The sequence below is a fragment of the Afipia felis ATCC 53690 genome, assembly GCF_000314735.2.
Classification (GTDB): domain Bacteria; phylum Pseudomonadota; class Alphaproteobacteria; order Rhizobiales; family Xanthobacteraceae; genus Afipia; species Afipia felis.
The window spans coordinates 425,042-437,352 of the sequence record NZ_KB375270.1; the positions used below are offsets into that span (position 1 = coordinate 425,042).

At 61.5% G+C, this 12,311-nt stretch carries 16 protein-coding genes; 13 read left to right on the forward strand and 3 right to left on the reverse strand.

The genetic code is table 11. The features are described 5' to 3' along the window. The first annotated feature begins 1 nt into the window (after position 1). Genes mdcC through HMPREF9697_RS02220 form a run of 6 tightly spaced genes read left to right on the forward strand, consistent with a single transcriptional unit; the run spans position 2 to position 4,382 of the window. On the forward strand, positions 2 to 322 hold the full coding sequence (gene mdcC / locus HMPREF9697_RS02195) for a malonate decarboxylase acyl carrier protein (protein WP_002715511.1): 321 nt from the start codon (positions 2 to 4) through the stop codon (positions 320 to 322). After that, a complete protein-coding gene (locus tag HMPREF9697_RS02200) occupies positions 319 to 1,206 on the forward strand; it encodes a biotin-independent malonate decarboxylase subunit beta (protein WP_002715512.1) in 888 nt (295 codons plus the stop codon). The genes mdcC and HMPREF9697_RS02200 overlap by 4 nt, the downstream gene beginning before the upstream one ends. Beyond that, positions 1,203 to 1,931, forward strand: coding sequence for a biotin-independent malonate decarboxylase subunit gamma (locus HMPREF9697_RS02205; protein ID WP_002715513.1), 729 nt, complete (start codon positions 1,203 to 1,205; stop codon positions 1,929 to 1,931). Before HMPREF9697_RS02200 ends, HMPREF9697_RS02205 begins: the two co-directional genes overlap by 4 nt. After that, positions 1,928 to 2,596 (forward strand): malonate decarboxylase holo-[acyl-carrier-protein] synthase, encoded by a 669-nt coding sequence (gene mdcG / locus HMPREF9697_RS02210; RefSeq protein WP_002715514.1) that lies wholly within the window; start codon positions 1,928 to 1,930, stop codon positions 2,594 to 2,596. Before HMPREF9697_RS02205 ends, mdcG begins: the two co-directional genes overlap by 4 nt. After that, on the forward strand, positions 2,593 to 3,456 hold the full coding sequence (gene mdcB / locus HMPREF9697_RS02215; protein ID WP_002715515.1) for a triphosphoribosyl-dephospho-CoA synthase MdcB: 864 nt from the start codon (positions 2,593 to 2,595) through the stop codon (positions 3,454 to 3,456). The genes mdcG and mdcB overlap by 4 nt, the downstream gene beginning before the upstream one ends. 5 nt (positions 3,457 to 3,461) lie before the next feature. After that, the gene (locus HMPREF9697_RS02220) at positions 3,462 to 4,382 is read left to right on the forward strand and encodes an ACP S-malonyltransferase (protein WP_002715516.1); all 921 of its coding nucleotides are present in this window, start codon (positions 3,462 to 3,464) and stop codon (positions 4,380 to 4,382) included. A gap of 72 nt (positions 4,383 to 4,454) precedes the next feature. On the opposite strand, the gene HMPREF9697_RS02225 is transcribed toward HMPREF9697_RS02220, so the two are convergent. From HMPREF9697_RS02225 to HMPREF9697_RS02235, 3 genes are read right to left on the reverse strand one after another with little or no spacing between them, the layout of a single operon-like run. Then, positions 4,455 to 4,658 (reverse strand): hypothetical protein, encoded by a 204-nt coding sequence (locus HMPREF9697_RS02225; RefSeq protein WP_002715517.1) that lies wholly within the window; start codon positions 4,656 to 4,658, stop codon positions 4,455 to 4,457. 15 nt (positions 4,659 to 4,673) lie between these two features. Further along, positions 4,674 to 5,072 carry a hypothetical protein gene (locus HMPREF9697_RS02230; protein ID WP_002715518.1) on the reverse strand — a complete coding sequence of 133 codons (399 nt, stop codon included), beginning with the start codon at positions 5,070 to 5,072 and terminating at the stop codon, positions 4,674 to 4,676. Positions 5,073 to 5,098: 26 nt separating this feature from the next. Next, complete coding sequence (locus HMPREF9697_RS02235; RefSeq protein ID WP_002715519.1) at positions 5,099 to 5,896, reverse strand: sterol desaturase family protein; 798 nt, start codon at positions 5,894 to 5,896, stop codon at positions 5,099 to 5,101. A 228-nt stretch (positions 5,897 to 6,124) separates the two neighbouring features. Here HMPREF9697_RS02235 and HMPREF9697_RS02240 point away from each other — a divergent pair, with 228 nt between their 5' ends. From HMPREF9697_RS02240 to HMPREF9697_RS02270, 7 genes are read left to right on the forward strand one after another with little or no spacing between them, the layout of a single operon-like run. Continuing rightward, entirely contained in the window at positions 6,125 to 7,399 is a 1,275-nt protein-coding gene (locus HMPREF9697_RS02240) for an ABC transporter substrate-binding protein (protein ID WP_002715520.1), read from the forward strand. A 2-nt stretch (positions 7,400 to 7,401) separates the two neighbouring features. Next, the gene (locus tag HMPREF9697_RS02245; protein ID WP_002715521.1) at positions 7,402 to 8,283 is read left to right on the forward strand and encodes a branched-chain amino acid ABC transporter permease; all 882 of its coding nucleotides are present in this window, start codon (positions 7,402 to 7,404) and stop codon (positions 8,281 to 8,283) included. Next, entirely contained in the window at positions 8,280 to 9,293 is a 1,014-nt protein-coding gene (locus HMPREF9697_RS02250) for a branched-chain amino acid ABC transporter permease (protein WP_002715522.1), read from the forward strand. Before HMPREF9697_RS02245 ends, HMPREF9697_RS02250 begins: the two co-directional genes overlap by 4 nt. After that, entirely contained in the window at positions 9,293 to 10,099 is an 807-nt protein-coding gene (locus tag HMPREF9697_RS02255; RefSeq protein WP_002715523.1) for an ABC transporter ATP-binding protein, read from the forward strand. The genes HMPREF9697_RS02250 and HMPREF9697_RS02255 overlap by 1 nt, the downstream gene beginning before the upstream one ends. Then, positions 10,099 to 10,818: an ABC transporter ATP-binding protein gene (locus HMPREF9697_RS02260; protein ID WP_002715524.1), complete on the forward strand. Its 720-nt coding sequence runs from the start codon at positions 10,099 to 10,101 to the stop codon at positions 10,816 to 10,818. The genes HMPREF9697_RS02255 and HMPREF9697_RS02260 overlap by 1 nt, the downstream gene beginning before the upstream one ends. Before the next feature lie 41 nt (positions 10,819 to 10,859). Next, positions 10,860 to 11,171: a DUF6166 domain-containing protein gene (locus HMPREF9697_RS02265; protein WP_002715525.1), complete on the forward strand. Its 312-nt coding sequence runs from the start codon at positions 10,860 to 10,862 to the stop codon at positions 11,169 to 11,171. Then, positions 11,171 to 12,283, forward strand: a complete 1,113-nt coding sequence (locus HMPREF9697_RS02270; protein ID WP_002715526.1) for a Zn-dependent alcohol dehydrogenase — start codon at positions 11,171 to 11,173, stop codon at positions 12,281 to 12,283. Before HMPREF9697_RS02265 ends, HMPREF9697_RS02270 begins: the two co-directional genes overlap by 1 nt. Positions 12,284 to 12,311: the final 28 nt, after the last annotated feature.

A 12,311-nucleotide genomic window follows, 5' to 3' on the forward strand; every position in this document is an offset into this window, starting at 1 on the left:
CATGGAAATTTTCGAATTTCGTTTTCCGGGACGTGCGAAGGGTCTCGTCTGGAAGGCTGAAGGCAAACTTGTCGGTGTGGTCGGATCTGGCAATCTCGAAGTGATGATCGAACCGGCCGAACTCAACGGCGAATGTGTCGCGACCGTGTCGACCTCGATCACCGGCTTCGGCGAGACCTGGCGTCAGGTCCTGACGGATTTCATGGACCGGCATACACTGTCGGACATCAGGATTTCCATCAACGATGGCGGCGCAACGCCCGCGGTGGTATCGCTGCGGCTCGATCAGGCCGTGGCAACCTTTCTGGGAGCGGCGCAATGAGCGCGAGCTATCTGGAGGCGAGCGCCCGCAACCGTATCCTTGGTCTGCTCGATCCGGACTCCTTCGTCGAGTTTCTGGGGCCGACTGCGCGAGTAACAAGCCCGCATCTGCCGGGTCTCGATATGCCGGTTGCTTTCGACGATGGCGTTGCGGTCGGCGAGGGGACCATCAACGGGCATAAGGTCCTGATCGCCGCGCAGGAAGGCCGCTTCATGGGCGGTGCGGTCGGCGAGGTGCATGGCGCGAAGCTGACCGGTCTTCTGGAGCGCGCGCTCGACACCAGGCCTACTGCGGTGCTGTTGCTGCTTGATACCGGCGGCGTACGGTTGCAGGAAGCAAACGCCGGTCTCATCGCCGTGGGTGAAATTCAACGCGCGGTTCTGGCCGCGCGCCATGCGGGTGTTCCCGTCATCGCGCTGATCGGTGGTCGCAATGGCTGCTACGGCGGCACCTCGATCGTCGCCCGAAGCTGCGACTGGATCATCGGCAGCGAGGAAGGGCGGCTGTCGATTTCCGGCCCGGAAGTCATCGAGACGGTGGAAGGTGCCGAGGAATTCGATTCACAGGACCGGGCGCTGGTATGGCGGACGATGGGGTTGAAGCACCGCAGGTTGCTTGGTGAAATCGACCGCGTGGTGGCTGACGATGTGGCGGCGTTTCGCAACGCGACACAGGACTATTTCGGGAGGTCGCGGCCCTTGACGCTCGACATGCTGGAAGCCCAGCATGAATTTCTCGCGAACCGGCTGGCGCGGTTTCAGGATTGCCGGGATGCGCGCGAGGTCTGGTCGCGTCTTGGTGTCAACGAGCCGGCTCGGGTGCCGGATCTCGAGCCGGATCAATTCGAGAGCTTAGCAGGTGCGATTGCGGTGCGGCGGCCATGAACGAACAGTCACGCCAGAGTCTCGAACGGCTTTTCTCCGAACTGTTCGGCGAGAGCTACAAGGTCGATTTCGACGGGTCGCTGCTTCACGGTGAGGCGACGTTCGGAGGCAAGACGATTGCCATTCTCGGCACGTCGGAGCGCGCTTACATCAGCGCATCGCTCGCTCTCGAGCAGGCGCGGATCGTCCTTGACGTGATGCGGGATCATCCGGGCCGGCCCATTCTCCTCGTCGTGGAAAACAGTGGGCAGAAGCTGAGCCTGTTCGACGAATTGATCGGTAACAACGGCTTTATCGCGCATCTGTCGACGTGCCTCGATGCCGCCCGCCGGCGGGGCCATAAGGTCATCGGTCTCGTTCATGATCTGGCGATCAGCGGTGGCTTCATGGCGACCGGAATGGCGACCGGCGACTGTTATGCCTGCGAAGGCGCCGAATTGCGCGTGATGGCCCCCGAAGCCATGAGCAGGATCACCCGTATTCCGCTTGAGCGTCTCGGCGAACTGACCAAGTCCAATCCCATCCTGGGACCGGGCGTGGCTAATTTCGAACGCATCGGTGCGATTGCGGGCGTCTGGTCCGGCGATCTGCGCGCGCATTTGCGTAATGCGCTGGCCTCTCCCGACTGCGAGGACTCCCGGCGTGATCTCGGCGAGGAGCGAGGCGGCCGGCAACTTGCCGCCAAGGTGGCGAGGGCCGTGCGAGAAGGACGCCAGCGTTTATGACGGGCCAACCCGACGAGCGTCATGTCTTCGTCTATTGCGCGCCGGAGCGGCTGAGCGAGGAGACGGTTCACACTCATCGGGATGACTTCGCTGTCGTCACGGAGTGGATACGCGCAGGCCGCCCGCTGATTGCCCGCACGCGTCGTGATCAGGACGCACCGGATTGGGTGGCACTCGGCTTGCCGCTTCCGCTCGATCTCGGCAAGAAACGCGTTGCACTTACCGTGCATCCATCGACCGTCCAATCGGTCGCGCGGCCGCCTTTGCTGAGCGATGTTCTCGATATTTTGCCGGCGCTGTGGAGCGCACGGATAGGAAAGCTCTGCGCGGATCTGACCGCACATACGGCGGATGTGCGCGTTGTCGGCTCGCTTGCCTGGCAATACCTCACGGGCGAAACCTATCTGCATCCCAAGTCCGACATCGACGTCGTCATCCATGCGACCGGAATCGACGAACTCAAGACACTGCTCCGCATTCTTGCCGACAGTGATCTGTCGCCGGGTCCGCGCATCGACGGAGAGATCGTCGCGCCGGGCGGCGAGGCTGTGTCGTGGCGCGAACTGCTGGGTTCGGGCAGGGACATTCTCGTCAAGGATATCCGTGGCCCACGCGTCGTCCTGCGTGAAGACTGGCTTGGACTGTTACGCGAGCGTGTGACATGAATATGGTCACAGCGCACGCCCTGCGAACTTCGACCTTCGCGCAAACGATCGACGAAATGGCGATCGGCGCGCTGACGGCGGAGCTCGCCTGCTACCCCAAGCCCGGGCTGGTGAGTTTTCGCGATTGCGGCAGCCACGCGGATATGAACGCTGCGACCTTCGTGGGCAGCATTGAAAGCCTCCGCGGCTATTTCGCAGACATGACCGATGCTGGACACGGCGGGGCGGATTTCAAGACTCTCAATCGCATCGGAACTGCTGCCGAGCGCAAAATGCTCGCCGCAACCAAGGGCATCAACACGCATCGCGGTGCTGTATTTTCGCTGGGCTTGCTTGCTGCGGGAGCTGGCTCCATGGCGGCGCGCGGCGAGCCATTGTCCGCCGCGGGAGTTTGCCAGCAGGTCGGCGTGTTGTGGGGCGCCGAAATGATGGCGATGAGCTATCAATGCCGGGGCACCAACGGCGCCTTCGTGCGCGACCGCTACGGTGTTGCCGGTGCCCGCGAGCATGCAGCCGCCGGTTTCCCGACGCTGCGCTACCACTCGTTTCCAATGCTGCTGGTCTCGCGCGCGGCCGGTCTCGATGCCAACTGGGCAGGGGTACAGTCGTTTCTGACCAGTCTTTCCGTGCTGGACGATAGCAACCTGTTGCACCGGGGTGGCGAGGAGGCTCTCGGCTTTGCCCGAAGGCGCGCGAAAGAGGTTTTGCGGATCGGCGGCGCGTTTACGCCGGAAGGTCGGCGTGCCGCACGGTTGCTCCATAGCGAATTTGTGGCCGCGTGGCTCAGTCCCGGCGGGTCCGCCGACATGCTGGCGTTGTGCTATTTCCTCTATGACATCGAGACCATTCTGGGAGGCTAAGGCGCATGTCGCTTGCGATCCTGTGCCCCGGGCAGGGCAGCCAGCATCCGGCGATGTTTGCGGGATTGCTTGGCGTCGAATCGGCCAAGCCGATCCTGGGAAGGATCGAGGCGCTCACGGGCTTGAGACTCGACCGTCTGGACGATCCGCAGGTGTTGACCGAAAACCGGATCGCGCAGATTCTTGTCGTCGGACATACGCTCGCGCTCTGGTCTTCGATCTCCGACCGTCCGACACACGGCTTAACCGTTGCAGGCTACAGCGTCGGCGATCTTTCCGCACATGCGCTGGCGGGCGCGATCTCGATCGAGGACGCGCTGACGCTTGCCGAGGCGCGGGGGCGTGCAATGGACCGCGCTGCGTCCGAGGAGGGCACGCCGCTCGGCATGACGGGGTTGCGCGGCCTCTCCGAACAGGCAATCGAAGATATGGCGTCAGGCAGTGGCGTCGAGATCGCACTGGTCAACGGTCGCGACCATATCGTCATCGGGGCACCGGTTGCTGATCTGGACAGGATCGAACCGCTTGCCACCGCAGCAGGCGCGCATGTCAAACGTCTCGGCGTACGCGTCGCGTCACACACGAGCTATCTGCACTCCGCCGCGACGGAGTTCGAAGCGGTTCTGCAACAATGCGAATGGCGGCGGCCATCCCATCGCCTGCTGTCACCGATCGATGGGGCTGCGGTGACAAACAAAGCCCAGGCGGTTTCCAGTCTGGCGCGACAGATTCACGTTCGCCTCGATTGGGCAAGCACGATGCTGGCGTTGCGCGAATACGGCGTGACCTCAACGCTCGAATGCGGCGCGGGAAAAGCCCTGACGAAGATGGTGGAAGAGGAGATGCCCGGTATCGCCTCGCGCGCGGCAGACGATTTCAAGACCGTCGTCGGGTTGTCGACCTGGATCGTTCGTCAATCGGCCTGAAATAAAAAAAGATCCGAAACGGGAGCGGACCGTTTCGGATCATGGAAGTCAGGCCGGCGGAAGAAAGCTGTGTCAGGCGGCGGGCTGCCTGTTCTGGCTTTTTCGTTCTTCCCGTTTCACTTCGGGGAAGAGCCACATCGCAAACACCATGAACAGTCCGAGGAAGGCGATCAGGTACTGTTCGCGCTGGTGGCCGATCTGGCCCTGCATGTAGAAAGCGATTGCCGCGACGATCAGCGTGACGATCGACAGTGCGAATTTGATTTTGAATGGCATGGTTTTTCTCCTGTCTTACGATGCGAACGGCAGAGCCATGCCGCCGATCCTGTTGAGTGCGAGCAACGCCACAACCTGAACTCCGACAAGGATTGCAAGCTGGGTCTTGATGCTGCCGACCGACCAGCGCCACTCCTCGAACAGGCCGGGGGCGAACAGCACGATCAGGCCGGTGACGACCACGAGCGTGCTCCATCGCAGTTCGGTGTAGCCGTAGAAGCCGGTGCCGATCGCCAGCGCGGCGAGCAGGGCGGCGTTGCCGAGAACCAGCAGCGCAGTGAGGCCGGAGCTACGCCCCTCGGCATCGCGTCCAAGCGGGAACATCCCGCTGACGATCAGCAGCGAAACGCCGCAGATCGTCGCGAACAGGATGAACCAGAGCATGGAGAGCCAGTTCGGTTCGATTGCGCTCATCTGTATCGTCCCTGTCTGCCGCCGTTTTATTCGGCGGGAGTGGCGAACGGTTTGCCCTCGGCCTTCGGCATCGGCGTGCGCGAGGTCTTGCGCAGATCCTTGCGGATGTACCTCGTGCTGTAGCCGTTGAAGATATGGCCGAGCAGGCCGCGGTCGAGATCCGAAGTGCCGAGCAGCCAGTCCATGATCGGGAACGTCAGGTTCATGTTGCGCTCCATCATGATCGACTGATTGTGATGGGCGGTGTGATGCCGGCGAATTGTATTTACGAACGGCATGTTGCGCACGAACCAGTTGTCATCAACATGGCAGCAGAAGTGCATGAACTCATAGATCAGGTACATTGAGGTCGTGGTGGTGATGAGTAGCCAGCCGACGTTCGGCGACACCACCCAGCCGAGCACCAGCGCCGGCGGAATCGACATCATGGTGAAGGTGACGAGCGCGTAGGGCGGAAAGAAGGTCACGCGCCAGTCGTAATGATCAGCGAATCGCATCTCTTCTTCGGTGAAGAACTGGTGATGCATCAGCGTGTGGCGATTGTAGATCGCGCGGAACGCTTTGATCTGCGAGGGGCGGTGCATCACATAGCTGTGGATCCACCATTCGAAGAAGTTCGCGAACAGGAATGTCACCGGAATGATCAGCCATTCCCACCACACGACGTTGTGGATATTGCCGATATAGACCGACAGGGCAGTGGCTCCGATGATCGAGATGACGGCGACGTGCAGCCAGCCATTGTACCAACCCGCGATTCGATCGCGATAGGTCGCACGATATTTACGCTGCCTGTCCAGCATCGGACTGGAAGTGAGTTCCATTTGATCCTCCCATTGAAACGAGTGTTTGAATCGGTCTTCTGGGACCGCCTTGGCAACTGATATATCAGCCATCTATTACGGGTACAATAGCAGGCTTGCCTGAGGCGGAAAAAATAGATCTGGATCAAAATCCGCTTGCTATCACCTCCGTGATATATTTATGATATGGCAAAGAAATCCGCCTGATAAATAACAACCACAGGCGAAATAAATTAAGGGAGGGACATTATGAAACTGACACGTCGTTCATTTGGAAAGCTTGCCGGTTCGGGTCTTGCGGCTGCGGCAATGCCGGGCGTCTTCAGCCCGGCGATTGCCCAGACTGGCCCTCTCAAGATCGGCATCCTCGCGCCGCGTTCCGGCGTGGCAGGAACCGCGGGTGAGTGCGGCATTCGTGCCGTGCAGTGGGCCGCCGAGCGCATGAATAAAGAGGGTGGAATCGCCGGCCGCCCGATCCAGCTCGTCATTGAAGAAGAGACGAACCCCAAGGATACGATCGAGCGATTCCGCCGCCTGATTCTTCAGGAGAAGGTTGAGAGCGTTCACGGCCTCATTTCGACCGGCGTCAGCCTCGGTGTCGCGCCGGTGGCGGAAGAGGAGCGCTCGCTGTTCGTGATGTGGGACGGAACGACGCAGGACGGCGTCAAGGAGACGATGCCGGACCCGAAGTTCGTGTTCCGCTCCACCGACAACGAGTGCGAAGCCGTGATGGGCTCGCTTCTCGCGGTCAAATATTTCAAGGGCAAGTTCAAGCGCGTTGCCGGCATCAACCCGGACTACTCCTATGGCCGTAACAACTGGGAAGCCTTCAAGCAGATTTTGACGCGCTTCGGCGTCCAGGCTGAATTCGTCGCCGAGCAGTGGCCGAAGGTCGGTACGCTGGATCTGACGTCCCATGTCGCCGCCCTCAAGGCTGAAAAGCCGGACCTCATTTTCTCGTCGATGCTGTTCGCCGACTTGCCGGTGTTCATGAAGCAGGGGGCCGCGGCCGGTCTGTTCGATGGCGTCAAGGTCGTCCTGCCGGCGGCGGGCTGGCAGCTCAATCAGCTCAAGAAGGAGTTCATGCCCGAGGGTGTGATCTTCGGTCACAACACTCTTTACTTCGATTACGCGCAGGGCTCCGCGCTGCAGAAGGCTTTCGTCGCGGACTACATGGACCGCTACAAGGAAGCTCCGCACTGGGAAGCCGACCGTGCCTATTTCGCACTTGCCGCCTACAAGGCCGGTGTTGAAGCGGCGCAGAAGGCGGGCGGCAAGTGGCCGACGCCGGATGCCGTGGCGCAGTCGATTCCAGGCATCGAGATCGAGAGCCTCGGCGGCAAGGGACGCTTCCGCAAGGACAAGATCGCCGAGCAGGTGTTCTATCAGGGCCCCTCGACCAACAATAACAAGTACGACTTCCCGACGCTTGCCGAGGTGGACGTGTTCCAGGCCGAGCAGCTTCAGAAGCCGGCGGGTGTCGACTTCTGGGAGTGGATCAAGACGGGCAAGATGCCGGTCTGATCATGCAGGGGGTCGTCGACGTCATCCTCGGGGGGGCGTTCCATGCCGCTGTCCTTTTTCTGGTAGCGGCAGGACTCCAGCTCGTATTCGGGGTTCAAAAGATCATCAATCTCGCCTGTGGCTCGTTTTACGCGCTTGGTGCGTATTTCGGGATCACGGCGGTCGGGATCGCAATGAGCCTCGGTCTGCCTGCAGCCACCTTCTTTCCGGTGGTGATTGCGGCGGGCCTCCTGATTGGCCTGGTCGGTTTTCCGATCGAGCGCGTGTTGCGCACAGTGTACCGGCGTGACGAGAGCTATCAGCTTCTCATCACGTTCGGTCTACTGTTGATGTTTCAGGACGTGTTCCGGTTCACATGGGGCGCGACGCCGCGCACCATGGACAACGCCTATATGGTCTACGGTGTCGCGGACATCTTTGGTGTCCGCGTGCCGACCTACAATCTTCTGGTGATCGCAGCGAGTATCGGCATTGCCATCGCGCTCGGCCTGTTCCTGCAGCGAACGAGAACTGGCCGTATCGTGCGTGCGACAGCCGAGAACCGCGACATGGCCGAGGGCCTTGGCGTCAACGTCTCGAAGATTTTCGCTCTGGTGTTCACGGTCGGCTGCATGCTCGGCACCGTCGGTGGCGCGCTTGTGGTGCCTTCCAGCGCCGCGTCGCTGGAAATGGCGGTCGAGCTCGTGGTCGAGGCGTTTGCCGTCGTCGTCATCGGCGGTCTCGGCAGCATGAGTGGTGCACTGGTTGGAGCTCTCATTGTCGGCATGATGCGTGCGGCATCGATCGCCATTATGCCTGAAATGGAATTGCTGTCGGTTTATCTCGTCGTGGTCGCGGTTCTCATTCTCAAGCCTGCCGGGTTGTTTGGAAAGGTGACGGCATGAGCCAGCAATCCTTGGGTGTGTCCGTGGCAAGCCCGCGGCGACGTACATTGCCGCATCTCTCTGGCCTGTGGGCGCTTGCCGGGCTGATCGCTGTCATGGCGGTGATGCCGTTCTTCGCATCGTCCTACATGCTGCTGATGCTGCTTCCGTTCTTTGCCTATGCGATCGCGCTGCTCGGTTTCAACCTTCTGTTCGGGACGACCGGCCTGCTGTCGTTTGGCCACGCGCTGTTCCTCGGCGTCGGCGCGTATACGGCCTCGACGCTGACCTCGAAGTTCGGGGTGCTGAGCTACGAGGCGATCCTGCTCGTCAGCATGCTGGTGTCCGGGCTGGTCGCGCTTGTCGTGGGTGCGCTGTGCGTGCGTTACACCAAAATCTTCTTCGGCATGCTGACGCTTGCGTTCGGCATGCTATTCCACTCTTTCCTGTTCAAATTCTATTCCGTCACCGGCGGCGATCAGGGCATGCGCGTGCTGCGTCCGCTGCTGCTCGGAATGGACTTCGGTGGGGGCAAGACCGGCTTCCTGATCGGCCCGTTCTATTACTATGTACTGGTACTGTTCGCAGTGCTCGGCCTGGTGATGTGGCGCATTACGGAATCGCCGTTCGGATTGCATCTCAAGGCCATCCGCGAGAATGCGAACAAGGCGGCCTATGTCGGCGTGCAGATCTTTCGCATGCGGCTTGCCGCTTTCGTGATCTCGGCAATCTATGGTGGTATCGGCGGCACCATCCTCGCCATCACCACCGGTCTTGCCGATCCCGAACTCGCGTACTGGACGCATTCGGGCAACCTCGTCTTCATGGCGGTCCTTGGTGGCAGCGGCACGTTCATCGGCCCGGTGATCGGCGCGCTCGCCTTCATCGCGCTGCAGGACATCGTCATGGGCGTGACGCAGTACTGGCGCTTCGTGATGGGTGCGGTGCTGGTGCTGCTGGTGATCTTCCTGCCGCAGGGCATTTCCGGAGCATTCAAGATGCTGTTCTTCCGCCAGAGCGGGGGCAAGTGATGCAGCCTCAGGCGACTCCTGCGACGAACGACACGCCGCTGTTCGAGACGGTGAACGTGTCGAAATATTACGGCGCTTATCGCGCGCTGCATGACGTCTCGTTTCGTCTCAGCGATGGCGAATTCATCTCCATCGTCGGTCCGAACGGGGCAGGCAAGACCACCATCGTCAACGTGGTGACGGGCCTGCTCAAGCCGACCATGGGCGAAGTGCGGTTTCTCGGTGATGACATCGCTGGCGTCGGCCCGGTCGAGCTTGGCCGTCGCGGAATGGCGCGGGCGTTCCAACTCGTCAACGTGTTCCCGGCGCTGACCGTGCGCGAGACGCTCGGTGTCGCCATCGCTTCGCGTTTGAAGCGTGTTTCCAATCCGTTCCGCTCGCTCCGGAAAGACACAGAACTGCAGGCGGAAGCCGAGCGTGTGGCCGAAGTTCTCGGTCTGCGGTCCCGTCTCGATGTCGTGACCTCGACCCTGTCCCAGGGCGAGAAGAAGCTGCTCGATATCGCCAGCGCGTTTGCGCTCAATCCGCAGGTCATCCTGCTCGATGAGCCGACCAGCGGCGTTTCCACAGGTGACAAGCACGCCATCATGGAGGTGCTGGTGCGCGCGGCGAAGGAGGCCGGCGTGCGCGGCATCGTGCAGGTCGAGCACGATATGGATCTGGTGGCGCGCTACTCGCACCGGATCGTCGCGCTGCAGGCCGGGCAGGTGCTGGCCGACATGCCACCGGACCAGTTCTTCTCCGATCCGGCCATGATTTCTGCGGTCGTCGGCACCCGGCCGCCGACGATGAAGAGGGCTTCCTGATGCTCAACCTCTCCAATGTGAAGGTCGATATCCAGGGCAGCCGCATTCTCAACGGTGTGACGCTTGAAGTTGGCGCGGGCGAACTCGTCTGCCTCGTCGGCCGAAATGGTGCGGGTAAGACCACGACCTTCCGCAGCATCATGGGCTATCGCCGTATTCGCTCCGGCGAAATCACCTTCGACGGCCTTGACCTGACCAAACTGCCGACCTGGAAGATCGCGCAGAGCGGCATCGGCTTTTCGCCGGAGGAGTCAGAGGTCTACGCGGATCTCACGGTCGCGGAAAACATCGAGCTGTCGACCTGGACGCGTCCGACCGGGCGCGATGCCAAGACCCGCATCGAAGAAGCCTACAATGTGTTTCCGAAATTGCGGCAGTATCTCGCCCGCGGCGGAGCGGAATTGTCCGGCGGCGAGCGCAAGATGGTATCGATCGCGCGTGCGCTGACGCTGGATCCGAAGCTTCTGCTGCTCGACGAGCCGTTCGAAGGGCTGTCGCCCGCGATCATTCCGTTGATCGCCGAAGGCGTTGCGTCGATCCGTGCCATGGGCAAGGGAGTCTTGATGGCGGAATCCAACGTCCATCACATCCCCGAGTATGTTGACAGGCTTTATGTGCTGGAGCGCGGCGAACTGATGTTCACCGGCACGCTGGCGGAAGCGCATCGCGATCGCGACGTGATGCGCGTGATCGCCGGCGAAGTTGAAGTGGCGTCCTGACCGCCGCGCTGGAATTGTGGAAATCTGAAAGGACAATAAAAATGAAACACTATGTCGGCGACAGAACGATTGACGGGGTTCAGGTCCAGGTCGACGGTGCACCATTGCCGCAGCGGACCGACGTCGCGCAATACAGCGAGAACGGCTTCGAGTGGAGCTATGAGGGCGAGTCGCCGCTCCAACTCGCATTTGCGTTGCTCATGGATCACCTCAATGATGGGGAGGCGGCCAAGGCCTCCGCAAAGCCGTTTATGCGTGCCGTGGTCGCCAATTTCGACAACGAATGGGAAATGACGTCGTCGGATATCGACCTGGCGCTGACTGCGCTGGAGAACGGCGGCAAGGCCGCCTGATGCCACTTACCTATCGCGCGGCGGTTTTGCACGCCGCGAAGACGCCGATGACTATCGAAACCGTGACGGTGGCGCCGCTGAAGCCGTCCGATGTCGTCGTTAAGATACGCGCTGCCGGGCTTTGTCATACCGACCTCGAGGTGATCGAGGGCGGTCTGCGCTTTCCGATGCCGATCGTGCTCGGGCATGAGGCGGCGGGTGTGGTGGAAGAGGTCGGTCCCGAAGCACGCGGCGTTCGCAAGGGCGACCATGTCGTGCTGTCGTGGAATCCGCACTGCGGCCATTGCTTTTACTGCGACCGCGACGCGCCGATTCTGTGCGAGACTTATCTCGGCGAGGGGCCGAAAGCGCGAGGCTTCGACGGCGACAGCCGGGCGATGCTGGGCGACGGCCGCAGCCTGCAGCACCTGATGTATCTCGGCGCATTCGGCGAATACTGCATCGTGCCTGACCAGCAGGCGATTGTGGTGCCGAAGGAGATTCCGTTTGATCGCGCCTGCCTGATCGGCTGCGGTGTGATGACCGGCGCGGGTGCGGCACTCAATCTCAATGCCATCGCCTATGGCGACACTGTGATGGTGATCGGTTGCGGTGCGGTCGGCCTTGCGGCCGTGCAGGGCGCGCGGCTCGCGGGCGCGGGTGCCGTGGTGGCGGTCGATCTCGACCCCGCCAAGCTGACGCTGGCGCGGAAGCTCGGTGCAACGCACGTCATCAATGCGAAGGAGCAGGACGTCGCCGTTGCAGGCCGAGACCTGACCAACGGCCGCGGCGTCGATGTGGTGATCGAGTCGGCGGGAAGCCCCGCCGCTTTCCGTGTCACCACCGAGGCCGTACGCCCCGGCGGCCAGGTGATCTGGCTCGGCAAGGTCGACGTGCAGCAGGATGTTTCGTTCCGCTGGGGCTCGCTGATGCAGGAAAAACGCATCCGGCGTGTCAGCTATGGCAACGCCCGTCCGCAGCGCGATTTTCCGCTGCTGGCTCAGGCCTACCTTGACGGCAAGTTCGACCTCGATGCGCTGATTTCGCGGCGGATCAAGCTCGAAGACATCAATGCCGGTTTTGACGCTCTCAAGCGCGGCGAAACCATCCGCAGCGTGGTGATGTTCGACTGATAGACTGGGCGTGGTTGCCGCGCCCAGC